Annotated in this window: 17 protein-coding genes and 1 pseudogene; 7 read left to right on the top strand and 11 right to left on the bottom strand. The window is 70.6% G+C overall.

Going from position 1 to position 25,037, the window contains the following annotated elements; all coding sequences use genetic code 11:
- Nucleotides 1-7: 7 nt before the first annotated feature.
- The 5 genes from AC5DRG_RS32460 to AC5DRG_RS32440 form a co-directional block, all read right to left on the bottom strand.
- Nucleotides 8-1,687 (bottom strand): serine/threonine-protein kinase, encoded by a 1,680-nt coding sequence (locus tag AC5DRG_RS32460; RefSeq protein ID WP_491803024.1) that lies wholly within the window; start codon nucleotides 1,685-1,687, stop codon nucleotides 8-10.
- A gap of 122 nt (nucleotides 1,688-1,809) precedes the next feature.
- A complete protein-coding gene (locus tag AC5DRG_RS32455) occupies nucleotides 1,810-3,417 on the bottom strand; it encodes a serine/threonine-protein kinase (RefSeq protein ID WP_491803023.1) in 1,608 nt (535 codons plus the stop codon).
- Nucleotides 3,418-3,543: 126 nt separating this feature from the next.
- Nucleotides 3,544-5,283: a serine/threonine-protein kinase gene (locus AC5DRG_RS32450; protein ID WP_491813220.1), complete on the bottom strand. Its 1,740-nt coding sequence runs from the start codon at nucleotides 5,281-5,283 to the stop codon at nucleotides 3,544-3,546.
- 169 nt (nucleotides 5,284-5,452) lie between these two features.
- Nucleotides 5,453-8,332, bottom strand: a complete 2,880-nt coding sequence (locus AC5DRG_RS32445) for a serine/threonine kinase C-terminal domain-containing protein (protein WP_491803022.1) — start codon at nucleotides 8,330-8,332, stop codon at nucleotides 5,453-5,455.
- Between the two features lie 175 nt (nucleotides 8,333-8,507).
- Nucleotides 8,508-10,676, bottom strand: coding sequence for a serine/threonine-protein kinase (locus AC5DRG_RS32440; protein WP_491803021.1), 2,169 nt, complete (start codon nucleotides 10,674-10,676; stop codon nucleotides 8,508-8,510).
- Nucleotides 10,677-10,855: 179 nt separating this feature from the next.
- Here AC5DRG_RS32440 and AC5DRG_RS32435 point away from each other — a divergent pair, with 179 nt between their 5' ends.
- Nucleotides 10,856-11,902, top strand: a complete 1,047-nt coding sequence (locus tag AC5DRG_RS32435; RefSeq protein WP_491803020.1) for a serine hydrolase domain-containing protein — start codon at nucleotides 10,856-10,858, stop codon at nucleotides 11,900-11,902.
- 80 nt (nucleotides 11,903-11,982) lie between these two features.
- On the opposite strand, the gene AC5DRG_RS32430 is transcribed toward AC5DRG_RS32435, so the two are convergent.
- On the bottom strand, nucleotides 11,983-13,689 hold the full coding sequence (locus AC5DRG_RS32430) for a glycerol-3-phosphate dehydrogenase/oxidase (protein ID WP_491803019.1): 1,707 nt from the start codon (nucleotides 13,687-13,689) through the stop codon (nucleotides 11,983-11,985).
- A 267-nt stretch (nucleotides 13,690-13,956) separates the two neighbouring features.
- Here AC5DRG_RS32430 and AC5DRG_RS32425 point away from each other — a divergent pair, with 267 nt between their 5' ends.
- Nucleotides 13,957-15,165, top strand: a complete 1,209-nt coding sequence (locus AC5DRG_RS32425; RefSeq protein WP_491803018.1) for a nucleotide sugar dehydrogenase — start codon at nucleotides 13,957-13,959, stop codon at nucleotides 15,163-15,165.
- Nucleotides 15,166-15,924: 759 nt separating this feature from the next.
- The gene (locus AC5DRG_RS32420; RefSeq protein WP_491803017.1) at nucleotides 15,925-16,467 is read left to right on the top strand and encodes a hypothetical protein; all 543 of its coding nucleotides are present in this window, start codon (nucleotides 15,925-15,927) and stop codon (nucleotides 16,465-16,467) included.
- Nucleotides 16,468-16,554: 87 nt separating this feature from the next.
- Here the strand turns inward: AC5DRG_RS32420 and AC5DRG_RS32415 are convergent, their stop codons facing one another.
- The 4 genes from AC5DRG_RS32415 to AC5DRG_RS32400 form a co-directional block, all read right to left on the bottom strand.
- Nucleotides 16,555-17,679 carry a GuaB3 family IMP dehydrogenase-related protein gene (locus AC5DRG_RS32415; RefSeq protein WP_491803016.1) on the bottom strand — a complete coding sequence of 375 codons (1,125 nt, stop codon included), beginning with the start codon at nucleotides 17,677-17,679 and terminating at the stop codon, nucleotides 16,555-16,557.
- A 115-nt stretch (nucleotides 17,680-17,794) separates the two neighbouring features.
- Complete coding sequence (gene guaB / locus AC5DRG_RS32410) at nucleotides 17,795-19,300, bottom strand: IMP dehydrogenase (RefSeq protein ID WP_491803015.1); 1,506 nt, start codon at nucleotides 19,298-19,300, stop codon at nucleotides 17,795-17,797.
- Nucleotides 19,301-19,454: 154 nt separating this feature from the next.
- Nucleotides 19,455-20,042 (bottom strand): sigma-70 family RNA polymerase sigma factor, encoded by a 588-nt coding sequence (locus AC5DRG_RS32405; RefSeq protein WP_491803014.1) that lies wholly within the window; start codon nucleotides 20,040-20,042, stop codon nucleotides 19,455-19,457.
- Nucleotides 20,043-20,316: 274 nt separating this feature from the next.
- The gene (locus AC5DRG_RS32400; protein WP_003948568.1) at nucleotides 20,317-20,928 is read right to left on the bottom strand and encodes a response regulator transcription factor; all 612 of its coding nucleotides are present in this window, start codon (nucleotides 20,926-20,928) and stop codon (nucleotides 20,317-20,319) included.
- Nucleotides 20,929-21,308: 380 nt separating this feature from the next.
- Here AC5DRG_RS32400 and AC5DRG_RS32395 point away from each other — a divergent pair, with 380 nt between their 5' ends.
- Complete coding sequence (locus tag AC5DRG_RS32395) at nucleotides 21,309-21,638, top strand: WhiB family transcriptional regulator (protein ID WP_491803013.1); 330 nt, start codon at nucleotides 21,309-21,311, stop codon at nucleotides 21,636-21,638.
- A 48-nt stretch (nucleotides 21,639-21,686) separates the two neighbouring features.
- On the opposite strand, the gene AC5DRG_RS32390 is transcribed toward AC5DRG_RS32395, so the two are convergent.
- On the bottom strand, nucleotides 21,687-22,586 hold the full coding sequence (locus AC5DRG_RS32390; protein WP_491803012.1) for a LysR family transcriptional regulator: 900 nt from the start codon (nucleotides 22,584-22,586) through the stop codon (nucleotides 21,687-21,689).
- A 377-nt stretch (nucleotides 22,587-22,963) separates the two neighbouring features.
- Here AC5DRG_RS32390 and AC5DRG_RS32385 point away from each other — a divergent pair.
- The 3 genes and pseudogenes from AC5DRG_RS32385 to AC5DRG_RS32375 form a co-directional block, all read left to right on the top strand.
- Nucleotides 22,964-23,329, top strand: a pseudogene (locus AC5DRG_RS32385) (MOSC domain-containing protein); the annotation flags it as partial.
- A gap of 118 nt (nucleotides 23,330-23,447) precedes the next feature.
- The gene (locus AC5DRG_RS32380) at nucleotides 23,448-24,221 is read left to right on the top strand and encodes an SDR family NAD(P)-dependent oxidoreductase (protein WP_491803011.1); all 774 of its coding nucleotides are present in this window, start codon (nucleotides 23,448-23,450) and stop codon (nucleotides 24,219-24,221) included.
- A 72-nt stretch (nucleotides 24,222-24,293) separates the two neighbouring features.
- Entirely contained in the window at nucleotides 24,294-25,001 is a 708-nt protein-coding gene (locus AC5DRG_RS32375) for an ester cyclase (protein ID WP_491803010.1), read from the top strand.
- The last annotated feature ends 36 nt before the right edge of the window (nucleotides 25,002-25,037 follow it).

Below are 25,037 nucleotides of genomic sequence, written 5' to 3'. Positions count from 1 at the left end.
GTCGACGTCAGAGCTTGTTGATGTCCAGGTTGGCGATCGCCGTCCGCGCCACCTCACGCCCCCGCTCCGTGAAGTCGCCCTTGCCCGGGTAGGCGATCGTGAGCTTGTACATGTTGCCGCCGGCGGCCTTGGAGGTCTTGTAGTAGAAGATCCTCACTTCGCGGGGCAGCGGATTCTGGCTGTCGTCGGTGTCGTAGGTGACCGTGATCTCGGCGGCCTTCTTGCCCTTGTACGTCGTCCCGCCGTCCGTCACCGTCCTCGCGCCCTCCGGCATGTCCAGGTTGTAGGCGCCGCTCTCCTTGAAGTCGGCGTTGTCGTCGTACATTTCGGCCGCCGCGGAGTCCGCGATGTAGTTGGCGGTGTCCTCGGACTTCTTCGCCAGGCTGAGGACGATCGAGATGCTGCCGCTCGCGTCGGTGTAGCTCACCCAGTGGGTCTTGTCCGTCTTCTTGTCCGGCACGGACTTCTTGTATCCGTCCGGCACCGCCAGCGTCGCGCCCAGCCTCGGGTGCGCCAGCTTGGTCCAGTGGTCCGGCAGCGGGCCCGCGAACGGGTCGGCGATCACCAGGTACGACGCCACCGCGACCGCGACAACCACGGCGCCAAGGCCGAGCCAGACCTTGCGGCCCAGCCAGACTCCCGTACGGCCACCGCCATCGTTATCGCCTCCGCCATCGCCACCGCCATCGCCACCGATGCCGGGATCCGCGAACTGCACTACCTGCGTGGGCGTTTGGACCGGCGGATTGGCCGTCGCCTCCAGGAGCGTGCGGACCTGCGCGGCGTTCGGGCGGCGGGCCGGGTCCTTCTGGAGCAGGCCGTTGATGGCCTCGGCGAGGGGGCCCTGTGCGGAGGCCGGCGGGGCGGGCGTGGCGTTCAGGACCGACTGGAGGGTCGCGGGGGTGTTGCTGCGGCGGAACGGGGAGACGCCCTCCGTCGCCGCGTACAGCACCACGCCCAGCGACCAGAGGTCGGAGGCCGGTCCGGGGCGCTGGCCCAACACCCGCTCGGGGGCGATGTATTCGGGCGAGCCGACGAAGCCGCCCGTGTCGGTCAGGTTGGTCTCGCCCTCGATCTGGGCGATGCCGAAGTCGGTGAGGACGACGCGGTCGTGCCGGCCGAGCAGGACGTTGTCCGGCTTGACGTCGCGGTGCAGGATCCCCGCCGCGTGCGCGGCCTCCAGCGCGCCGAGCACTTCGAGGCCGACGCGCGCCGCCTCCCGGGCCCCGAGGGTGCCCTCCTGCAACGCGTCGCCCAGCGAACGGCCCGACACCAGCTCCATCACGATCCACGGCTGGCCGTCCACGACCGCGACGTCGTGCACGTTCACGACGGAGGGGTGGTCGAGCCGGGCGGCTGCGCGTGCCTCGCGGCGCATTCGCTCGAAGGCGTTGGCACGTTCACGTTCGGGAAGATGGTCCGGCAGCCTGGGCTCCTTGACGGCGACCTCCCGGTCCACAGTCTCGTCCTTGGCCCGCCACACCGTCCCCATGCCGCCATGCCCGAGCTTGCTCAGCAGCCGGTACCGACCGGCGATGAGCCGTCCGGCACCAGGATCCTGAGCAGGTGCCGCATAAGGGTTGTCGGGTACCGGCGCGGGCGCGGGCACATTCATCGGTCTCGGTGGTTGCAGATCGAAACTCGTCGGCTCGTCGGACCCGTAAAAGGCTCCCCCGTTGCTGCTCATACGTCCATCTCTATCGCGCCAGGCGCTCCCGCTACCACCTCCAGCGCTTTCCGGTCACAGAGCCGTGACCCAGCACGCCACCTATTTCCCCTTTGTACACATAAGGAGTTGGGCCTACGGATTCACGTCCGCACGAACATCGCCAGCGCGACATCGAAGTACTCCTTCGCCTCCCGCACCCTGCCGACCGGCGCCGACACCCACATGTCGTACATCCGCCCGTCCTCCTCCCAGCACACGTCGTAGGTGTGCCGGGGGCCCTCCGCCGTGCTGAACCCGTTCCAGGTGAACTCCCAGAGTGCGGCGGGGTGTCCGGCGTGCGTGGTGTCGGTGACCTTGCCGTCGTGGTAGCCGGGGTACGAGGACGGCCCCTCGGCGTGCGAGCGCCGCATCACCGCGAGCGGGCCGCCGGTGCCGGGGGCAGTGACCTTGATGCCGATGCGGAAGATCTCGCCCGGCGACATGTAGAAGACCCGCTTGCCCTGTGGCTCACGGATGAACCCCTCCGGCACCGCGAGGGAGAACCCGGCCGGGTCGTCGGCGATGCGGTAACCGGAGGGCGCGGTGCGGGTGATGGACGGCGTGGAGGCGGGCGCGGATGACGTGACGGACGTAGCGGCGGGGTCCCGCGTTGCCGAACTCCCCGGCGCACCGCCCCTGTTCGTGCCCCCGCCGTCGTCCCTGTTCATGAGCAGCGCCGCCGCGGACACTCCGGCCCCCGCCATCGCGGCGACCAGCAGCGCGGCGATCAGGATGCCCCGCGTGGAGTGCCTGGCGGGCTGATCCCCAACCCGATCCGCCGTACGGGACGGTGCCGGCGGAGGGGAGTCGGGCACCGGGGTCCCCCGGGGCACGTCCCGCTGCGTCGGTGTGTACCCGGCCGTCAGCTGCGGCGTACGGCCCGTGTCCCGGAAGGCGCGCAGCATCCGCTCCGCCTCGGCCGCGTCGAGCCGCCGGTCCGGATCGCGCTCCAGCAGCCCTCGTACGACGGGAAGGATCGGCGCGACCTGCGCGGGCGGCCGGATCTCGTCGAAGACCACCGCGTGCAGGATGCCGCCCAACGAGTCGCGCCGGAACGGCGACTCACCGCTCAGGGCCGTGCACAGCAGCGCCCCCAGCGACCACAGGTCGGACTCGGGGCCGGTCCGGGCCCCGGACATCCGCTCGGGGGCCGTGTACTCGGGCGAGCCGACGAACGCGCCGGACTCGGTGAGCGTCGTCGCGCCCGCGACCTGGGCGATCCCGAAGTCGGTGAGGACGACCCGGTCGGTGCCGGCCTCCAGCAGGACGTTCGCGGGCTTGATGTCGCGGTGCAGGACACCCGCGGCGTGGGCGGTGCGCAGCGCGCCGAGCAGGCCTATGCCGATGCGGGCGGCCTCGGGCGCGTCGACGGGGCCGCGGGCGGAGACGCGGTCGGCGAGCGAGCCGCCGTCGATCAACTCCATGACGATGTACGGGCGTTCGTCCTCCTCGACGACGTCGTGGACGACGATGATGTGCGGGTGGCGCAACTGGGCGACCGCGCGTGCCTCGCGCAGGGTGCGGTCCCGGTACCGCCGGGCCTCCTCCACCGAGAGGGAGTCGTCCTGGGCGAGCTCCTTGACCGCGACCTGTCTGCCGAGGAGTTGGTCGGTCGCGCGCCAGACGACGCCCATACCGCCGCGGCCGAGCCTCGCCTCCAGGCGGTAACGGCCCGCGATGACACGGAAGCTGGCCCCCTCGGTCCCCATGCGCCCCATCATGCCGCAAGGGTCGGTTTCCCTCTGGAGCACCGGTGAGCGGGTGGCCGACAACCGACGTAACCGGCGCGTTCCGCGAGGCCCGTGGTGCGCCCCTCGGCCCCGGTGCGCCCCGGCCTACGGCCCCCAGCCCTGCAAAATCGCCCTGAACTGCGTGCTCGTCGTCGCCCAGTCCGCCGCCGGCGAGGACATGTAGATCGCGTACTCGACGCCGTCCCGGGCGATGTACGTCTCCTCGATGGCCCGGCGCGGCCCCGGGAACTCCGTGTCCTTCGCCAGCGCGGTCCATGTGTACTCCCAGAGGGAGCCGGGGCGGTCGCGGTAGACGTTCTCCTGCAACTGGACCGTCCGGTAGTCGACGAGCTTCTGGAGCTGCTGCTCCAGGTCGACCTGATGGTCGTACGGCTTGGCGAAGTCGGGAGACTCGTCGACGGCGATGCGTACGAAGTGCTCGCCGCCGTCGGGTGAGTAGTCGATCTGCGGAAGGTCGGCCGTGGTGGTGGCGTCCGTCCGCGTCCAGCCCTTCGGCAGCATGAGGCTGAAGCCCAGGGGGTCCTCGACCTGCACCCAGCCGTCCGGTACGGAGCCCTGCGTGCCGTCGCCGCTCCCCGGGGAGGTCTGCGAGGCGGAGGGCGACGGCGACGGTGAGGACGAGGCGGACGACGAGGACGAGGGCGAGGTGGCCGAACTGTTCCGGTGCTCGTCCCACTTCTGCAGCGCTACGGCGGTGCCGCCGCCGACGAGCGCGGCGAGGACGACGACGAGCGCGAGCGTGCGCAGTCGGCGGCTCTTGGGCGGCGCGGCCACCGCCGACGAGGACGACGGCCCGATGTTCGTCACCCCGGTCACGACGTGCGGGGGCGTGGCTGTCTCCGGACCGTAGTGAGCCGCGGAACCCTGCTGGGCCCCGCTCCAGTACTGAGCCCCGGTGCCGTGCTGAGAGCCGGTCCCATAGCCATGCTGAGACCCGGTTTCATGTTGCGGGCCCACATGTCGAGTCGGCACATGTTGCGTCGGCACATACATCTGCGCCGAGTTCGACCGCCGCCCCTCCGCCGCCTCGGCGAGCATCTGCTCCGCCGCGGCCGCGTCCGGTCGTACGGCTGGATTCTTGTCCAGCAGCGCGGTGATGACGGGTCCGAGCGGGCCGGCCTGTGTCGGCTCGGCGGGCTCCTCCTCGACGACCGCCTGCATGGTGGTCAGCGGGGAGGTACGGCGGAACGGCGACCTGCCCTCCACCGCCGTGTACAACGTCGCGCCCAACGCCCACAGGTCGGACGACGGCCCCGGATCGTGGCCGCGCACACGCTCGGGGGCCAGGTAGTCGACCGACCCGACGATCTCTCCCGTACGCGTGATCGTGGTGTCGCCCTCGACCTGCGCGATGCCGAAGTCGGTGAGCAGCACCCGCCCGTCGCGGGCGAGGAGGACGTTGCCGGGCTTGACGTCGCGGTGCAGCACCCCGGCGGCGTGTGCGGCGGACAGCGCACGCAGCACCCACAGGCCGATCCGCGCCGCTTCCGCCGGCTCGACGCGCCCCTGCTCCTTGACCTCGTCGGCCAGCGAGTTGCCCTCGACCAGCTCCATCACGATCCAGGGGCGGCCGTCGTGTTCGAGTACGTCGTGCACGGTGACGACGGCCGAGTGGTTGATCCGCGCCGCCGCGCGCGCCTCGGCCCGGGTGCGGGCGAGGAGCCGCTCCTGTTCGACCTCGGAAACGTAGAGCGCGGCGGTCAACTCCTTGATCGCGACGGCCCGGTGCAACACCTCGTCGTGGGCGCGCCACACCCGGCCCATACCGCCACTGCCGATGGAGTCGACGAGCCGATAGCGCCCCGCGATGAGCAGGCCCTGCATCTGATTCACGTTTCCCCGCAATGCTCTTGACAGGCTCAGCGTAAGGACCGGCCCCGGTCCAGGGAACCAGCGGGGTGCCAAGGAGACGGCACTGTGACAGTTGTCGCTTCTTGGAAAGGGAGGGAACCGGCGAACCGGGGCAGTCAGCCGGTGTACTAACCGCAGCTAGTCAGCCGGTGTACTCATAGGTGGCCGAGGCCTGCTCGTACAGCCGGGTCACCTCGTCCCGCTCCGCCTCCGGGCCGCGCACCTGCACCACGTGGTACCGCCCGTTGATGAGGATCGCGAGATTGCGCACGAACAGTTCGGTGCCGTCCCCGGCCGTCCAGGTGAACTGCCCCTCGGCCATGACCCGCCCGCCGACCTCGATCGTCCGCAGCCCGCCGGAGGTGGCCCAACTGGAGTCACGGTAGGGCTGGGTCTCGCGCTCGTCCTCGCGCTGGTACGTCATCGGGTCCTCGCCGTACTGCAGCACGGTGTCCCGGCCGGCCACGACGATCAGCTCGAAGTCGCCCTTGGAGTAGATCACTTGGGCGTTGCCGTTCCTGGGCGTGCGCTGCCAGCCCTTCGCGACGGCGACGCTGAAGCCGTCCGGATCCGTGCGCAGGGTGAAGCCGTCGGCGACGTCGGGGCCGCCGGTCGTCTGTGTCTGGTCGGAACCGGCCGTCTCCGAGGGGCTGTTGCTCGCCTCGGGCGAGGTCTGCTCGGGCCGGGGCTCACTGCTCGCCTCCGGCGACTGCCCGGGCTCCTGACTCACCTCGCCCGCCGACCCCGTACGGCCGGTGTCGTCCGATGCGCTGTCGCCGGTCTTCGGCATGAAGAGCAGGGCGTACGCGATCACCGCGGCCAGCATGAGCAGGATCAGCAGAAGCAGGGTGCGGCCGAGCCGACGCGGCGACTTGACCTCCTGCTTGGCCCGCTTGTGCCGCCCATGGTGAGCGGGCAGCCCGGCGCGCCTCCTGCGCACCAACTCGCCCTTGCGGCGCACGATCGGCAGCCGGCGCGGATCGGTGGGCGGCGCGGCGACGACCTGCGCACCGGCGTCCGGCTCGGGCGCGGACCGCACCAACGAACGCAGCCAGCCCCGCAGTTCCTCGAACTCCAGCCGCTCGGTGGGGTCCTGCCGCAGCAACGACTCCACGACCGGCCGCAGCGGCCCGCACTCCTCGGCGAAGGCGGGCGGCTCCGCACACACCAACTGCACCAGCTCGGCCGTCGACTCCTCGGGATACGGCGCATGCCCCTGTACGGCCCTGAAGAGCAACGCCCCCAACGCCCACAGGTCGGTCGCGGGCCCGATGGGCGCGGCCAACTGCCAGTTCTCGTGCACGGGCCCGGCCTGCTCCGGCGCCCACCGCTCGGTCACCGGTCCGACCACGGTCATCCGCGCCTGCCGCGCCCTCTCGGCAGCGAGCGCGGTGGCCGGCCCACGCCGAGCGGGCGGCGCACCGGCCACGAGCTCGTCCCAACTGGTCGGCGCCAAGGAGGCGTTGCCGGGAGCGGACGGGGAGGGGGCGCCACTGAGGGCGGGGGCACCGGGGGTAGGAGTACCGGGGGCGGGCGTGCCGTAGCCGACGCCGTGGCCAGTGCTGGTGCCGGGCATGCCGTAATCGGGGTTCAGAGTGGTACCGGGCGTGCTGGCACCCAGGTCTGCGCCGAAGGCGGACGCACCGCCGGGCGGTGTCCCGGCACCTGCCCCGCCGGGCGGAAGGGCCCCTGGCGGCAGGCCTCCGGGCGGCGGAGCTCCCGGCGGAGGACCCGCCGGCCCCGGCCCATGTCCTTGCCCAGACCCGTGTCCCTGCCCGTTCCCCACCACCGGAGCGGCACCGCCGACCCCGCCACGAGGCGCGGCCCCATGCCAGGAGGCACCGCCGGGACGCACACCGTACGGGTCGGCTATCTGCCCCGGCGGCGAGATGCTGGGCGGCTGCTCAAGTCCGTTTCCGGGGGTGTACGACGACTGCTGTGCCGAGCCGTTGGCACGCGGAGCCTGGTCTCCGTCCGGGCCGGGCCGTGGGCCGGGCAGAGCCGCCCGCCCGCCCTGCTGAGCCTCCTGAACCCGGGCCGCGGCCCGAGCCCCCGCGCGATACGCGGCGATCGCCCCGGCACGCGCCGCCCGGATGTCCCCACCGGTGTCAACGGCCCGGGGGGCGAGCTCGGCCGACCCCCGCGACTTGCCCACTCCGTCGACCGGCGGCAACCCCCCGGCCTCACGCGCTTCGATGGCGGCCCGCCGAGCGGCATCGGGATCCACCGCACCGGCACCGCCAAAACCACCGGAACCCCCGAGAGCAGGCCGCTGCTCAGCACGCCCGGCACCGGAGCCACCGCCACTGCCCCCACCCGGCGGGTACCCCTGACCCTGCTGACTCTGCCGGCCGTGCTGGCCCTGCCGACCTTGGGCCTCGCCGCCGTCCTCGACCGGCACCGGGTCGTACCCGCACAGCGCCTCCTCCGCCGCCCCGACCGCCAAGCCGGTCAGCATCACCCGGCCGTCGTCGCAGACGAGCACCGTGCGCGCGGTGATGTTCCGATGCACCCAGCCGTGCGCGTGCAGCACCCGCAACGCCATGAGGACGTCGGAGGCGACCTCGGCCGCCCGGTACGGCGTCAGCGGCTTCTCGGCGAGCAGTGCCGCCAGCGGCCGCGCGGACACCAACTCGCTGACGATCCACAGCGAACCGCCCTCGGCGAACACGTCGAAGACCTGGTCGAGCCGGGGATGGTCGGGTATGCGGGCCGCTGCCTGCGCGGCCTCGACCGCACGCCGTACCGCGGGATCGGTGGGCCGCCGCGTGGCCGCCCGCGCCGGGGGCCGTCGTGCCCCGCGCTCCCGCGCTCCACGGTCCCGCGCGGTGAACCCGTCGGGCAGCCCCTCCGAGTCGAGCACCTCCGCCTCGACGACCTCCGGCAACGGCACCTGCCGGACCAGGACTTCCTGCCCGCTGTAGGTGTCGAAGGCGCGTGTCTCGGTGAGTTCGTACTCATCCGACGGCGGCAACGGCAGGCGGTAGCGGTCGGCGAGAACCCGACCCGCATAGTCGTCCACGTTGCCTCCCCCGGCCGCCCGGTTGGTCAATTCCGTTCGCCTTGCGCCCCGTTCTGCATACATACCTGGATGCGTACGGTCCGCAACCACTCACGATACGTGCCGTTGGCAACCCGCAAAGAGTTGATGCCAGAAGTCCTGCCCCAAACCCCGGACTGTCTACCGCACGTCTACTTCACGACTTGGCTTCGAAGGTCTTCGCCAGCGTCTGCCACGTGCTCTTGCGCAGCTCAGTGCCCCAGTTCGAGGCTTTCGCGGTGTACATCAAGGCATATCCGAGATGGTCGTTGACGACGAATCCACGGTCGATGGTGCGGTATTTCGTCCCGCTCTCGGTGTAGGTGAACTCCCAGTCGGCCGTGTTCCAGCCGCGGTAGTCCACCTCCTCTATTCGAATCCGCTTGTACCCGGAGCGCGTCATGTACCGCTCCTGGTTCTTCCAGTCCGCGACCGGGTCGTCCTTCGGCGTGGTCGTCCAGGCGATGAGCAGCTTCTGCCCGTCGGGCCCGGTGAACCGGTCCCCCGCCGACCCGGCGGACTGATAACTCCACCCGGCGGGCAGCCCGATCGAGTACCCCTGACTGCCCTGGTGCGTCTTCACCACCGCACTGTCCGCCACGGCACCACTGCCACCGGACGCGCTCACACTGGCACTCGGCGTGCTCTCCGACGACCCGCCCGCCGCCGCGGAGGCCGACTCACCACCGTCCGTACGGGCACTGTCGCCCGTGTCCTCCTTGGTACTGGCACTCGCGCTGGCACTGGCCACGGCCTTGCCGCCACCGCTGCTGCCCTTGGCCCCGTCGGAGTCACTCTCGTCGCCACCGAGCGTGAGGGCCAGCACCGTACCGATCACCGCGAGCACCAGGATCACGGCGATGATCACAAACGTCCGCCGAGGCACCACATCGGTAAGCGGCGCCCTCGGCACAGGCCTCGGCGGCAGATCCGGCGGCGGCACAACGGGCCACCCCGAACTACGCACACCCGCCCCGGCGTTCGCCCCTTGCCCACCCGACTCACGGTCACGATCCCCGAGACCGGAGTCCGCACGCGAAGTCGGCGACACGGATGCCGAAGCAGCCGAGGGGGCAGACGGAGTGGCCGAAGCAGCCGGAGCCGACGACGCAGGCGGACTGGCCGAAGCAGTCGGAGCCGACGGGGCAGCCGGCGCGGAAGCCGAAGCAGCCGCCTCCGTCGCCCCCGCCGACACGGCACCGCCGCCCCCCGAACCAGCCGCATCACTCCCGGAGCTGCCGGAACTCCCGGACTTGGTACGAGCCGCACCCGCCGTAGTGGCAGCCCCCACCGACACCGCGGCCTTCCGCATGGACCGCAGCGCCCCGCGCAGCCGCTCGCCCGCTTCCTCGCCCCGCTTGCTCCCGGCCCCCGCCGAACTCCCCTTGTCCGCCGGCTCGTCCGGCTGCGCCGGCAACGGCACGACCCTCGTGGCGTCCGCGGGCGGCTCGGGCTCGACCTCCTTGGGCTCGGGCGCGTAGATCACCGCGTTGAGCATCGACCGCGCACCCGTGTCGTCCAGCCGCTGGTCGGGATCCTTGTTGAGCAGGCCGTAGATGACGTCCTTCAGCGGTCCCGCGTTCTTCGGCTCCTCCAGCGGCTCGGTCATCACCGCCGTGAGTGTCGCGATCGCGGACCCCTTGTCGTACGGCGGCACGCCTTCGACCGACGCGTACAGCAGCCCGCCCAGCGACCACAGGTCGGCGGCCGGCCCCGGCTTGTGCCCGCGGGCACGCTCCGGGGAGATGTAGGAGGGCGCGCCGACGAGCATGCCCGTCGAGGTGATGGACGGGTCGCCCTCAACCTGCGCGATGCCGAAGTCGGTGAGGACGACGCGGCCGTCCTCCCTGGAGATCAGCACGTTCGACGGCTTCACGTCGCGGTGCAGGATGCCCTCGCGGTGCGCGGACCGCAGCACGTCGAGAATCGCGAGGCCCACCTCCGCCGCGCGCTTCGGTTCGAGCAGCCCGTCCTCACGGATGACCTCGGCGAGCGACTTGCCCTCGACGAGCTCCATCACGATCCACGGCCGGTCGTCCTCGTCGACCACGTCGAAGACCGTCACCGCGCTGTTGTTGCGGATCCGCGCGATCGCCTTGGCCTCGCGCAACGTCCGCGTGATCAGCCGCCGCTTCTCTTCCTCGTCGATGCTCGACGGGAACCGCAGCTCCTTGACCGCGACCGTCCGGCCCAGGGTCTCGTCCTCGGCACGCCACACCGTGCCCATGCCGCCGCGGCCGAGCACTGCTCCCAACCGGTACCGCCCGGCGAGGAGACGACCGCTCTTGTCCTGACGGGATGCTCCCGCCCGCTCCGCCTCCGACATGCGTCCCCTCAAACAACCCGCCCTGACAGAGCCTCCATTGTCCCTCACCCGACAAGTGCCCGACGCCCTGGGGCCCCCTCACCGAGCACAGGGGCCGCACGGACGGGGACCGAGTGACGCCCGCGTTCCGCCGCCCTGCATGATGGGCCGCCACGGGCTGACAAGGGAGGACCCGGAAAATGCCGCCGCTTCGGACACTACTGGCCATAGCTGTGTCCTTGGCACTCCTCGGCCTGGCCCCGACCGCCTCACAGGCCCGCTCCACCACCCCGCCCACGGACACGATCCTCCCGCTGCTGGTCACAGGGGGCGAAGCTCCGGCCACGGCTCTGCTGGCCCGCGAGGAAACCGGCACCCACTACGCCCAAGCCGGGCCGGAAATCGCCCGCGTCGACCACTTCCGCGCCGGCAGCATCACGAAGACCTTCATCGCGACGGTGGTCCTCCAACTGGCCGCGGAACACCGGCTCTCCCTGTCCGACACCGTGGAGCAGCACCTGCCCGGCCTGGTGCGCGGAAGCGGCAACGACGGACGCACGATGACCCTGCGTTCCCTGCTCACCCACACCAGCGGCCTGAACGACTTCACCGTGAACACCAAGGGCTTGGTCCCCCTCTCCCCGCTTCAAGCCGTACGCATCGCACTCACCCACCCTCCGGCCGGCCCCGGCCGCTACTACTACTCGAACACCAACTACGTATTGCTCGGCATGGTCATCAAGCAGGTCACCGGCCACTCCTACGCCACCGAAGCCGAGCGCCGCATCCTCTCTCCCCTCCGCCTGACGGGCACCTCCTTCCCCGGATCCCGCACCACGCTTCCCTCCCCGCACGGCCGCGCCTACACCGCCGACGGAACCGACGTCACCGATCTCGACCCGCGGGTCGCCGGCGCGGCGGGAGAGCTTGTGACGACGCTCGCCGACCTCGACCGCTTCTACTCGGCCCTGCTCGGCGGTGAACTCCTGCCCCCGCACTGGCTGCGCGAGATGCGCGACACCCACACCACACACGGCGTGTACGGCATGGGGCTCTTCCCTGTGAAACTGCCGTGCGGCATCACGGTGTGGGGGCACAACGGCCGAATAACCGGCAGCTACGTGCGCACCGCAGCCACCGTCGACGGCCGCCGTGTCCTCACCTTCCGCGTGAACACGACCGCGGTAGCGGACCCCGACCTCGAACCGGCCCTGCTCGCCGCCGAGTTCTGCCCCCGCACCTCGTAGAACGGCCGAGTTCCGGAAAAAGATCCCGGTTCGCGACACTCGTTCGAGTGACGCCGATGGTGCCGTGATACCGGTGATGCCTACAACGGCACGATGTCCGGCGCCCCCAACCGCGCCGCGTCCGCCGTCAGGTCATCGGGCTGGAGCTGGGACTCCCGCTCGGCCTCCACCCGCTTCTCGTAGTGCTCGACCTCGCGCTCCACATGGTCCTTGTCCCAGCCCAGCACCGGCGCCATCAGCTCGGCCGCCTCCCGGGCACTGCGCGTCCCCCGGTCGAACGTCTCGATCGAGATGCGCGTCCGCCGGGTCAGCACGTCGTCCAGGTGCCGGGCCCCCTCGTGCGAGGCGGCGTACACGACCTCGGCGCGCAGATAGTCGTCGGCGGCCTGGAGGGGCTCGCCCAGCGTGGCGTCCCCGGCGATCAGGTCCAGGACCTCCTCCGCCATCGAGCCGTACCGGTTCAACAGGTGCTCCACACGCACCACATGGAGTCCGGTACGCGCCGCGATCCGCGCTCGCGCGTTCCACAGCGCCCGGTACCCCTCCGCGCCCAGCAGCGGCACGTCCTCGGTGACGCACTCGGCGACCCGCTGGTCGAGCCCGTGCACCGCCTCGTCGACCGCGTCCTTGGCCATCACCCGGTACGTCGTGTACTTGCCGCCAGCCACGACCACCAGCCCCGGTACCGGATGCGCCACGGTGTGCTCGCGCGACAGCTTGCTGGTGGCGTCCGATTCCCCGGCGAGCAGCGGACGCAGCCCCGCGTACACGCCCTGGACGTCGTCGCGCGAGAGCGGCACCGCGAGCACCGAGTTGACGTGCTCCAGCAGATAGTCGATGTCCGCGCTGGACGCGGCGGGGTGGGCCTTGTCGAGGTCCCAGCCGGTGTCCGTCGTCCCGACGATCCAGTGCCGGCCCCAGGGGATGACGAAGAGCACGGACTTCTCGGTGCGCAGGATCAGCCCGGTCGAGGAGTTGATGCGGTCCTTGGGCACGACGAGGTGGATGCCCTTGGAGGCCCGGACGTGGAACTGCCCCCGCTCCCCCACCATCGCCTGGGTGTCGTCGGTCCACACCCCGGTGGCGTTGACGACCTGCTTGGCCCGGATCTCGTACTCGCCGCCCGCCTCGACGTCCTGCACCCGGGCCCCCACGACCCGCTCCCCCTCCCGCAGAAATCCGGTCACGCGCGCGCGGTTGGCAGCCTTCGCGCCGTACGACGCGGCCGTGCGCACCAGCGTCGCCACATAGCGGGCGTCGTCCATCTGGGCGTCGTAATACTGCAACGCGCCGACCAGCGCCTCCTTCTTCAAGGCGGGGGCGACGCGCAGGGCGTGACGGCGGCTCAGGTGGCGGTGCATGGGCAGGCCCCGCCCGTGGCCACGGGCCATCGACATGGCGTCGTAGAGCGCGACGCCCGAACCGGCGTACAGGCGCTCCCAGCCCTGGTGCTGGAGCGGGTACAGGAACGGCACGGGCTTGACCAGGTGCGGCGCCAGGCGATCCAGCAGCAGCCCGCGTTCCTTCAGCGCCTCCCGTACGAGCGCGAAGTCGAGCATCTCCAGATAGCGCAGTCCGCCGTGGATGAGCTTGCTCGACCTGCTGGAGGTGCCCGAGGCCCAGTCGCGTGCCTCGACCAGTCCGGTGGACAGGCCGCGGGTCACAGCGTCGAGGGCGGTGCCCGCACCGACCACACCGCCGCCCACGACCAGCACATCCAGTTCGCGCTCGGCCATTCCCGCCAGTGACTCGGCCCGCTGCTCCGGCCCCAGTGTCGCTGTCCTCACCGCTGCCTCCCGCTGTAGGTCGCGCCGGCCACACCCGTGGCGAGACCGGTTCGTTTCCCCCTGCCCAAATTCTGACCGGCTTGCCCGACTTCAGCCACCACTCACCCCCAGCCTGTGGACAACATTCACGGACCCACGAGAAAACACAGCCGACCAATCCCGCATATCGGTCATATTTACTCCTAGTCTGACATTGCGCTCGCCCGTTCTGTCCACAGGGCTTGCGCACCTGTCCCGCTTCGGTTATTGGGAAGGACGGCCCACGCCATGCCCGCTGATCTCGCCGTCATCGGCCTCGGTCCTCTCGGCCTGCCCCTGGCCCAGGCCGCCGTCGCCGCCGGCATCCCCACGGTCGGCTACAAGACCGGGCCGGAAGGCGGCTCCCTCACCCCCGCCGAAGTGCGCCGGATGCTCTCGGGGGGCTTCCGGCCGGCCACCAGCCCGGCCGAACTCGGCCGCGTACGCACCGCCGTCATCTGCGCACCAACGCCCCGGGGCGCGGACGGCGGACTCGACCTCAGCCAGGTGGAGGCGGCCGCCCGCACCCTGGCCCAGCGGCTGCGCCCGCACACCACGGTGATCCTGGAGTCACCCGTGCACCCGGGCACGACCGGGGAGTTCCTCCGCCCTCTTCTCGAAGAGGGCTCGGGCCTGCGCGCCGGCCGCGACTTCCACCTCGCCTACTCCCCCAGCCGCGTCGACCCCGGCAACCGCGACTTCACCCCGGCCAACACCCCCAAGGTCATCGGCGGCCTCACCCCCGCCTGCACCGAGTCGGCCGCCGCCTTCTACGGCCGCCTCACCGACAAGGTGGTACGCGCGCGTGGCCTGCGCGAAGCGGAAACCGTACAGCTCCTGGAGACGAACTTCCGGCACGTCAACATCGCCCTCGTCAACGAAATGGCCGTCCTCTGCCACGACTTGGGCGTAGACCTGTGGGACGTCATCCGCTGCGCCGAAACAAAACCCTTCGGCTTCCAGGCCTTCCGCCCCGGCCCCGGCGTCGGCGGCCACGCCGTCCCCCAGGACCTGACCGGCCACGCGGGCCGCACCCTGCGCATGGTGGAACTCGCCCAGCAGGTCAACAGCCGAATGCCCCGCTACGTCATCCAGCGCGCCGCGACCCTGCTGAACGAGCACGGAAAATCGGCCCGAGGCGCCCGCGTCCTCCTCCTCGGCGTCACCTACAAGCCCGACCTGGCCGACCAACAGGCCGCCCCCGCCCAGGAGATCGCGATCCGCCTGATGGAACTGGGCGCCTCCGTCAGCTACCACGACCCCCACATCCCGTCCTGGAGCGTCCTCGACCGCCCGGTCCCGCGCGCCGACTCCCTCTACGAGGCGGCGGCCGACGCGGACCTGACGATCCTGCTCCAGCAACACCGGACGTACGACCTCCAGGCCCTGTCCGTGAAGGCACAGCTACTGCTGGACACACGGGGGGCTACGCCTACGGGGGCGGCGCATCGGTTGTGAAGGGGGGCGCGCGGGGTGGACCGAGCCCCTGGGGCTGGTGGCACGGGGCGCTCCGCGCCGGTACCGTACAGAAACAGGTGGAGCCCACCGCAGCGGGTACTGCGGCAGGCTCGTGGATGGACGATGGAGTGCCCGCCCCTAGTTCTCGTAGGGACGGCCGCTCACCATCCCACCAACAAGGTGGAGCCCACCGCAGGGGTCACTGCGGCAGGCTCCTGGATGGTTCACGGAGTGTCCGCCCCTACCTCTCTTGGGGGCGGCCGCTCACCATCCGAAAATCCGCAAGATCCACCTCCTCCGGCACTTCACCATCCGCAGACGGAGTCGGTCCCAGCGGGTGGGCTTGCGGTGGCGGCCCATAGGCGCCCCCTTCCACGACGCCGCCCATTGACCCGGTAGACGGCACGTCGGAACTCGGGCCGGGCCCCGACGCCCGGGGTCCGGATTCGTGCTCCTTGGAAGGGGGCGCCCAAGAGAATTGGGTCGCCGATCAAGGACACTAACGCCCCGATACGACTGTCAGACGCGTATTCGCCCCGAACGCAACCGTGCGCCCCCTTGCCGCAAAACGCGCCCCCACCTGGCCACTTGGACCCCCAAAGGGCTGCACCGCCCCTGAGCCAAAAAGGCAGGTAGCTCGGCCACCGGCGCCTGCTAACCTCCCCCCATCCAGTCGCACACTCGTGCGCACGCACCTCTGCTTCACCATCCGGACCGTCCGACGCGCCCGGAGTCACGTCCCATGGGGGGATCTCTGTCATGAGCGAGTCAGCCACGCCGCCGCAGCAGCAGCCGGTCGAAGGCAACCCGTACGCCCAGCAGCCGGCGGACGGCAATCCGTTCGCCGCTCAGGCGGGCGCCGTACCGCCGGCCCCAGCAGCACCCGCGCCCGCGCCGGTGCGCAACAACATCGGGCTCGGTCTGGTCGCCGCAGTCGTCGTGGCTCTGGTCGCGGCCGGCGTCTACGGCGCCATCGTCGGGGCCACCGAGTACGAGATCGGCTACGCGGCGGTCGGCGTCGGCCTTCTCATCGGCTTCGCCGCCGGCAAGGTCGGCGGCGCCAACCCGGTGCTGCCCGTGGTGAGCGCGGCCCTGTCCCTGGGCGCCGTCTACCTGGGCCAGCTCATCGGCATCGCGATGATCGGCGCCGACATCGCGGGCATCTCCGCGACCACGATGTTCACCGAGCACTTCGGCCTGCTGACCGAGGGCTGGAGCGAGACGGCCGACGCGATGACGTTCCTGTTCCTCGCGATCGGCGCGTTCGCCGCGTTCTCGGGCGCCAAGAAGGCCGCGGCCTGATCACGCCGGTGTCCGTATGGGAATCCGTACGGGAAAGGGCCCGTCCACCTGGGTGGACGGGCCCTTTCGCGCAAGCTCAGCTCGACGTCACCGCTTGTGCTGCGAGTCCGCGACGGTCACCTCGACGCGCTGGAACTCCTTCAGCTCGCTGTAGCCGGTCGTGGCCATCGCCCGCCGAAGCGCGCCGAAGAGGTTCATCGAGCCGTCCGGAGTGTGCGACGGGCCCGCCAGGACCTCCTCGATCGTGCCGACCGTGCCGAGGTCGACCTTCTTGCCGCGCGGGAGCTCCTCGTTGACGGCCTCCATGCCCCAGTGGTGGCCCTTGCCCGGCGCGTCCGTCGCACGCGCGAGCGGGGAGCCCATCATCACGGCGTCCGCGCCGCAGGCGATCGCCTTGGGGATGTCGCCGGACCAGCCGACACCGCCGTCCGCGATCACGTGCGCGTACCGGCCGCCGGACTCGTCCATGTAGTCGCGGCGGGCAGCGGCCACGTCCGCGACAGCGGTCGCCATCGGGACCTGGATGCCCAGCACGTTGCGCGTGGTGTGCGCCGCGCCGCCGCCGAAGCCGACGAGCACGCCCGCCGCGCCGGTGCGCATCAGGTGCAGGGCCGCGGTGTACGTGGCGCAGCCGCCGACAATCACCGGGACGTCCAGCTCGTAGATGAACTGCTTCAGGTTCAGCGGCTCGTGCGAGCCGGAGACATGCTCCGCCGAAACCGTCGTACCGCGAATCACGAAGATGTCCACGCCCGCGTCCACGACGGCCTTGGAGAACTGGGCCGTGCGCTGCGGGGAGAGCGCGGCCGCCGTGACCACGCCGGAGTCGCGCACCTCCTTGATGCGGGCGCCGATCAGCTCCTCCTTGATGGGGGCGGAGTAGATCTCCTGGAGGCGGCGCGTGGCCGTCTCCGCGTCCAGCTCGGTGATCTCGTCGAGCAGCGGCTGCGGGTCCTCGTACCGCGTCCACAGGCCTTCGAGGTTCAGTACGCCCAGGCCGCCCAGCTCGCCGATACGGATCGCGGTGGCCGGGGAGACGACCGAGTCCATGGGGGCGGCCAGGAAGGGCAGCTCGAAGCGATAGGCGTCGATCTGCCAGGCGATCGAGACCTCCTTCGGGTCGCGCGTACGACGGCTGGGGACGACGGCGATGTCGTCGAATGCGTACGCCCGGCGGCCGCGCTTGCCGCGCCCGATCTCGATCTCAGTCACGTGTGTGGCCTTTCCCTCTTCGCTTCTGCGCCTCCCAGTATCCCCGACGGGTACGACAAGGGCGGCCCCGGATGCTCCGGGGCCGCCCTCGGGAAGCCTGGCGAGTGCCCGCCGACTACTTGTTGCGGCTGTAGTTCGGCGCCTCGACGGTCATCTGGATGTCGTGCGGGTGGCTCTCCTTGAGGCCCGCGGAGGTGATCCGCACGAAGCGCCCCTTGGACTCCATCTCAGCGATGGTGGCCGCGCCCACATAGCCCATGGTCTGGCGCAGACCGCCGACGAGCTGGTGCAGCACGTTGGCCAGCGGGCCCCGGTAGGGCACCTGGCCCTCGATGCCCTCGGGCACGAGCTTGTCGTCGGCGGCGACCTCGGCCTGGAAGTAGCGGTCCTTCGAGTACGACCGTCCCTGGCCGCGCGACTGCATGGCGCCGAGCGAGCCCATGCCGCGGTAGGACTTGAACTGCTTGCCGTTGATGAACTGCAGCTCGCCCGGGGACTCCTCACAGCCCGCGAGAAGGCTGCCCAGCATCACCGTGTCGGCGCCGGCGGCCAGCGCCTTGCCGATGTCGCCGGAGTACTGCAGACCGCCGTCGCCGATCAGCGGGACGCCGGCCGCGCGGGCGGCGAGGGAGGCCTCGTAGATGGCGGTGACCTGCGGGACGCCGATGCCGGCCACCACGCGGGTCGTACAGATCGAGCCGGGGCCCACGCCGACCTTGATGCCGTCGACACCGGCGTCGATCAGGGCCTGGGCGCCGTCGCGCGTGGCGACATTGCCGCCGATCACATCGACGCCCACGCTCGACTTGATCTTCGCCATCCAGTCGAGGGCGTTGCTGTTGTGGCCGTGCGAGGTGTCGACGACCAGGAAGTCCACACCGGCCTCGGCGAGCCCCTGGGCGCGCTCCAGCGCCTCGGGGCTGGCGCCCACGGCGGCGCCGACGATCAGCCGGCCCTCGGAGTCCTTGGCGGCGTTGGGGTACTGCTCGGCCTTGACGAAGTCCTTGACCGTGATGAGGCCCTTGAGGATGCCCGCCTCGTCGACCAGGGGCAGCTTCTCGATCTTGTGCCGGCGCAGCAGCTGCATGGCGTCGGCGCCGGAGATGCCGACCTTGCCGGTGACGAGCGGCATCGGGGTCATGACCTCGCGCACCTGACGGGAGCGGTCGGTCTCGAAGGCCATGTCGCGGTTGGTGACGATGCCGAGCAGCTTGCCGTTGCCGTCCGTCACCGGGACACCGCTGATGCGGAACTTGGCGCACAGGGCGTCGGCCTCGGCGAGCGTGGCGTCCGGGTGCACGGTGATCGGGTCGGTGACCATGCCGGACTCGGAGCGCTTCACGAGGTCGACCTGGTTGACCTGGTCCTCGACGGACAGGTTGCGGTGCAGCACGCCGACGCCGCCCTGGCGGGCCATCGCGATCGCCATGCGGGACTCGGTCACCTTGTCCATGGCCGCAGAGAGCAGCGGGATGTTGACCCGGACGTTGCGAGAGATGCGGGACGAGGTGTCGACCGCGTTCGGGAGCACGTCGGAGGCGCCCGGCAGCAGCAGCACGTCGTCGTAGGTCAGCCCGAGTGTCGCGAATTTGGCGGGCACTCCGTCGACGTTGGCAGTCATGACACCTTCCCCAAATGGCCTTGATCGGTGCGGATGTCCATGCTAACGGGAAGCAGGGGTCCCAAATTCCACGGTTACGGCTGGCTCCGGGCTTCGTATGTTCGTACGTGACCGGTCGGCCGCTTGTTCAACGAGGGCGCCGCGGCCCAGGGCCCTACTGCTCGGCGAGCGCCCGCAGGCGGCTGAGTGCCCGGTGCTGGGCGACCCGGACCGCGCCGGGTGACATTCCCAACATCTGGCCGGTCTCCTCGGCGGTGAGGCCCACCGCGATGCGCAGCAGCAGCAGTTCGCGCTGGTTCTCGGGGAGGTTGGCCATGAGTTTCTTCGCCCATTCGGCATCGCTGCTCAGCAGCGCGCGCTCCTCGGGGCCGAGGGAGTCGTCGGGCCGCTCGGGCATCTCGTCGGAGGGGACCGCCGTCGAGCCTGGGTGGCGCATCGCCGCACGCTGGAGGTCGGCGACCTTGTGGGCGGCGATGGCGAACACGAACGCCTCGAAGGGGCGGCCGGTGTCCTTGTAGCGCGGCAGCGCGAGGAGGACGGCGACACAGACCTCCTGGGCCAGGTCCTCGACGAAGTGCCGTGCGTCGCCCGGGAGCCGGGACAGACGGGTGCGGCAGTAGCGCAGCGCCAAGGGGTGAACATGGGCGAGCAGGTCGTGCGTGGCCTGCTCGTCCCCGTCGACCGCGAGATGAACGAGCGCTCCAAACGCCCCATGGGCACGGGCAGCCTCGTCATCGCGCATCGGTCCATGGTGCCTTGCGGCCGTCTGGTCCGTGGCACCGCGTCCGTGGTTGTGCACCGAAGCGTTATGAGCAGGTGCGCTGGAACTCATCCCCTGCGCCCTCCCCTTCCGCTCGACCGACTCGTCCCCGAGAGACTCCACATCTCAAGGATGCGGCATCCGCGCCGAAACGAGCAGCGGGCACCCGGCGGGCCCGTTTGCCACCCCCGCCCACCGTGCGGTAGGCGGGGATTCCCGGATGTTCCAAAGCCCCCGCTAGGACACACCGAATGGCCTAACGGACCAGGCCCCAGCGGAATCCGAGCGCCACCGCGTGCGCCCGGTCCGAGGCGCCGAGTTTCTTGAACAGCCGTCGGGCGTGCGTCTTGACGGTGTCCTCGGAGAGGAACAGCTCACGGCCGATCTCCGCGTTGGAGCGGCCGTGGCTCATGCCCTCCAGGACCTGGATCTCACGCGCGGTGAGCGTGGGCGCGGCGCCCATCTCGGCCGAGCGCAGTCTGCGCGGGGCGAGCCGCCAGGTCGGGTCGGCGAGGGCCTGGGTGACGGTCGCGCGCAGTTCGGCACGCGAGGCGTCCTTGTGCAGATAGCCGCGGGCTCCGGCGGCGACCGCGAGGGCCACTCCGTCCAGGTCCTCGGCGACGGTGAGCATGATGATGCGCGCACCGGGGTCGGCGGACAGCAGCCGCCGGACGGTCTCGACGCCGCCCAGTCCGGGCATGCGTACGTCCATCAGAATGAGGTCCGAACGGTCGGCACCCCAGCGGCGGAGGACTTCCTCGCCGTTGGCCGCCGTCGTCACGCGCTCGACACCGGGCACGGTCGCGACCGCGCGGCGGAGCGCCTCTCGGGCAAGCGGGGAGTCGTCGCAGACGAGGACGGATGTCATGGCCGTCCTCCGCAGCTGATGCGCGTCACCTTGAGCCTCCAGGCTGGTACGAAATCGTCACCTGTGCGGTCGACCGTCTCGGACGCCTGCCCGAGCGCTTGGTACTTCCAACCGCCTCGCACTCTCAACGACGGTCACTCGAAAGAGTTACGGGGCCGTGTGCCATCTTCGGCACTCTACGTGAGGGCGCGGACACGGTGCAGACATGACGGCAGACCCTCAACGTTTCATCACAACCGATGCCCCATTTAGACCCATTTCTTCCCTTCTATTGGCGTCTGAGGCTAGATTCGCAATGAGTCATATTTTCATCTCCTTAGATAGTAGATGTACGGTCGTTGCCACCGTATCCGCCCAGCACGGCTACAAGGGGTCACGTAATGGCAGATTTCTCCCGCCTTCCCGGACCGAACGCGGACCTGTGGGACTGGCAGCTTCTGGCCGCCTGCCGCGGGGTCGACAGCTCGCTCTTCTTTCATCCGGAGGGTGAGCGCGGGGCGGCTCGGAGCGCTCGCGAGAACTCGGCCAAGGAGGTCTGCATGAGGTGCCCGGTCCGCGCCCAGTGCGCGGCACACGCGCTGGCGGTCCGCGAGCCGTACGGCGTCTGGGGCGGGCTGACCGAGGACGAGCGCGAAGAGCTCATGGGACGGGCACGCCACCGGCTGGTGACGGCATCAGCCGGCGGTGTAGACGGCTCGTCGAGGGACTGAATGATTGAAGGAACGTTTCTGCGCAACAGCATGACCTAACAGCGGGCCCTACGGCCTGCCCGCCGCCCGCGCCAGCTGGTCCAGCGTCGCCGCCACCGCCGGCACCTGGGCCAGATCGGGCAGCGTGAGCGCGACGATCTCGCGCCGGACCGCCGGTTCCAGCGTCACCACGCGTGCGCCCCTGGGCCGTACGGACTCGATGGCGAGCTGGGGCAGTACGGCCACGCCCAGGCCCGCGCCCACCAGGCCGACGACCGCCGGGTAGTCGTCGGTCGCGAAGTCGATGCGCGGGGTGAAGCCGGCGCTCTCACAGGCCTGGACGAGCTGGCCGCGACAGCGCGGGCAGCCCGCGATCCAGGGCTCGGCGGCGAGTTCGCCGAGGGCGACCGACTCGGCACGCGCGTGCCGGTGCCGTTCGGGCAGCAGGGCGACGAGCCGGTCGCTGAGCAGCGGACGTACCACCAGGTCGTCCCACTCCTCGGCGTCCGGCGCGCCCGCGTACCGGAAGGCGAGTGCCACGTCGCAGTCGCCCTCGCGGAGCAGTTCGACGGAGGCCGGCGGCTCGGCCTCCTCCAGGGAGACCCGGGTGCCGGGGTGCGCCGCGCGCAGGGCGGCCAGGGCCGTGGGGACCAGCGTCGAACTGCCGCTGGGGAAGGAGACCAGCCGGACCCGGCCCGCGCGCAGGCCCGCGATCGCGGCGACCTCCTCCTCGGCGGCGGTGAGCCCGGCGAGGATCCCGTTGGCGTGCCGCACCAGGGCCTCGCCCGCCTGCGTCAGACGCATCTCACGGCCACTGCGGATCAGCAGTGGGGTGCCGACCGACGACTCCAGCGCCTTCATCTGCTGACTGACGGCGGGCTGGGTGCAGCCGAGCTCGCGCCCGGCCGCCGAGAAGGAACCGGTGGCGGCGACGGCACGCAGGACGCGGAGATGACGGGCCTCGATCATCCTTCGAGCATAAGGGCGACTTGGGGAGGCCCGGCATTTCACGGGCCAGGCTTTGACCCCGTGCGCCTAGCGGGCCTCCCCGGAAGCTCATGAAGCTTCTGTCTGCCGCCTTCTCGGCCGTACACACCCGGTCGAGACCGAGTACGGCACGCCGAGATCGCAGCTCCTGCCCATCGCTGGCTGCGACGTACGGGCCGCATCTACCGGGAGCACCCCAGTACGGGCATGACGGCGCGGGCCCACACCACGCCGAACAGCGTGGTGACGCCATGGAACTCAACGCCCCAACCGTGGTCCCCGGCAAGCCGGTTCGTGCCTTAAGGCTCACACCATGGCCCAGCCAGGTTACGCAAGCCGCGACAGCCCCGCAGGGAAACGCGCTGATCGGCGAGCGCTGGCGGATCGGGGCCGACCTGGTCCTTGAGGTCACCTGCGGTCGCATTCCGTGCGCCACCTTCCAGGCCCATATGGGTGAGAAGAGGTGGGTGCGGCGATTCACGGAGCGGGGTGCGCCGGGGGCGTATCTGCGGGTGATCGAGCCCGGGGAGATCCGCGCGGACGATCCGGTCGAGATCGTGCACCGGCCGGACCACGACGTGACCGTCGCCCTGCAGTTCCGCGCGTCCACGACCGAGCGGAAACTGCTGCCGCGCCTGCTCGCGGCGGGCGAGGCACTGCATCCGGAGTCACTGGACGAGGCGCGGAAGTACGTCGAGAAGTACGGCGAGAAGCACGAGGCCTGACGGGGCGTCACCGGGGCGTCACCGACCTGCTCGACCCTGTTCGACACCTGATCGTCACCGATCGGGAGGGGCTGTGCAGAGATCGGATGTGCACAGTCCGGGTAACTACGCTTGCGCCATGACAACGGCTCTTATTACGGGATCGACCGCTGGTATCGGTGCCGCGTTCGCGCGGCGGCTGGCCGCCGACGGGCACAACCTGGTGCTGGTGGCCCGGGACACCAAGCGGCTTCAGGACCAGGCGACCGAACTGCACGACCGGCACGGCATCGAGGCCGAGGTGCTGACGGCCGACCTGGCGACGGACGACGGCATCGAGGCGGTGGCCGCCCGGCTCGGCGACCGCAGGAACCCGGTCGACCTGCTGGTCAACAACGCCGGCTTCGGCAACAAAGGCCGCTATCTCGACGTATCCATGGACGACGAACTGAAGATGCTCAAGGTGCACTGCGAGGCGGTGCTGCGGCTGACGTCGGCGGCGACCGAGGGGATGCGGGAGCGGGGCCGGGGCGGGGTCGTCAACGTCGCGTCGGTGGCGGCCTTCGTGCCGCGGGGGACGTACGGGGCGTCGAAGGCGTGGGTCGTGCAGTTCACGCAGGGTGCGGCGCGGGATCTGGCCGGGAGCGGGGTGCGGCTGATGGCGCTGTGCCCCGGGTTCGTGCGCACGGAGTTCCACCAGCGGGCCGGGATGGGCACGGACAACATCCCGAACTGGATGTGGCTGGACGCCGACAAGCTGGTCGCGGCGGCGCTGACGGATCTCGCGCGCGGAAAGTCGCTGTCGATCCCGGATCCGCGTTACAAGGCCCTGATGGGACTGGTGAAGGTGGCTCCGCGCTCGCTGCTGGGCGGGATCACGTCGAAGACGGGGCGCAAGTACGGGCCGCAGTAGAGGGGTGACGCCGTCGTACCGGTGGGAAGATGGACATATCCACCGAACCCAGGAGGATCGGGAGGCGGCGTCATGACGTTCGTACAGCTCATCGACTGCAAGACCAGCCGGTTCGACGAGATGAACCGGCTGATGGACACGTGGGTCGACCAGACCAAGGGGAAGCGGACCGCGACGCACAGTGTGATCGGCAAGGACCGGTCGGACTCGTCGCACTTCATCGAGATCGTGGAGTTCTCGTCGTACGAAGAGGCGATGCGGAACTCGAACCTTCCGGAGACCGACAAGATCTTCCGGGAGATGGTCGCGCTCTGCGACGAGATGCCGACGTTCACCGATCTGGACGTCGTACGGGACGAGCAGTTGTACGCGGCCACCGCGCGGCGGTTCCTGGAGACCATCACGACCCAGGGTGAACTGCCGCCGCTGAACGATCTGCTCGTCGAGGACTACCACGACCACGATCCCTCCAACGATCCGGACGTCATCGGCCTGGACGCGTTCCGGCGTGCGTGCGGGGAGTGGCGGAGCGCGTTCACCATGACGTTCAGGGTCGAGGACCAGATCGCCCAGGGTGACCGCGTATGCACCCGGTGGACCTGGACCGGGACCCAGAAGGGCGACTTCGTGGGGATTCCGGCCAGCGGAAAGACGGTCTCCATGTCCGGGTGCACCATTCACCGGTGCACCTCCGACGGGAAGATCGCCGAGGGCTGGTGGCAGTACGACCGGCTGGGGCTGATGGCCCAACTCGGGGCGCTGGACGCGCTGGAGCAGTAGTTCCGGGTACGACCACTGCGCGACCGCACGGGAGAA

This window comes from Streptomyces sp. JLBG701 (genome assembly GCF_058544905.1).
Note: the sequence above shows the minus strand (reverse complement) of the source record. Positions and strands in the feature narration are given on the sequence as shown.

Coding starts and splice junctions, on each gene's coding strand:
- AC5DRG_RS32375 (WP_491803010.1), top strand. CDS start 24,294: ATGACGTTCGTACAGCTCATCGACTGCAAGACCAGCCGGTTCGACGAG.
- AC5DRG_RS32395 (WP_491803013.1), top strand. CDS start 21,309: ATGGCAGATTTCTCCCGCCTTCCCGGACCGAACGCGGACCTGTGGGAC.
- AC5DRG_RS32425 (WP_491803018.1), top strand. CDS start 13,957: ATGCCCGCTGATCTCGCCGTCATCGGCCTCGGTCCTCTCGGCCTGCCC.
- AC5DRG_RS32380 (WP_491803011.1), top strand. CDS start 23,448: ATGACAACGGCTCTTATTACGGGATCGACCGCTGGTATCGGTGCCGCG.
- AC5DRG_RS32440 (WP_491803021.1), bottom strand. CDS start 10,676: ATGTCGGAGGCGGAGCGGGCGGGAGCATCCCGTCAGGACAAGAGCGGT.
- AC5DRG_RS32455 (WP_491803023.1), bottom strand. CDS start 3,417: ATGGGGACCGAGGGGGCCAGCTTCCGTGTCATCGCGGGCCGTTACCGC.
- AC5DRG_RS32435 (WP_491803020.1), top strand. CDS start 10,856: ATGCCGCCGCTTCGGACACTACTGGCCATAGCTGTGTCCTTGGCACTC.
- AC5DRG_RS32405 (WP_491803014.1), bottom strand. CDS start 20,042: ATGCGCGATGACGAGGCTGCCCGTGCCCATGGGGCGTTTGGAGCGCTC.
- AC5DRG_RS32400 (WP_003948568.1), bottom strand. CDS start 20,928: ATGACATCCGTCCTCGTCTGCGACGACTCCCCGCTTGCCCGAGAGGCG.
- guaB (WP_491803015.1), bottom strand. CDS start 19,300: ATGACTGCCAACGTCGACGGAGTGCCCGCCAAATTCGCGACACTCGGG.
- AC5DRG_RS32420 (WP_491803017.1), top strand. CDS start 15,925: ATGAGCGAGTCAGCCACGCCGCCGCAGCAGCAGCCGGTCGAAGGCAAC.
- AC5DRG_RS32450 (WP_491813220.1), bottom strand. CDS start 5,283: ATGCAGGGCCTGCTCATCGCGGGGCGCTATCGGCTCGTCGACTCCATC.
- AC5DRG_RS32460 (WP_491803024.1), bottom strand. CDS start 1,687: ATGAGCAGCAACGGGGGAGCCTTTTACGGGTCCGACGAGCCGACGAGT.
- AC5DRG_RS32390 (WP_491803012.1), bottom strand. CDS start 22,586: ATGATCGAGGCCCGTCATCTCCGCGTCCTGCGTGCCGTCGCCGCCACC.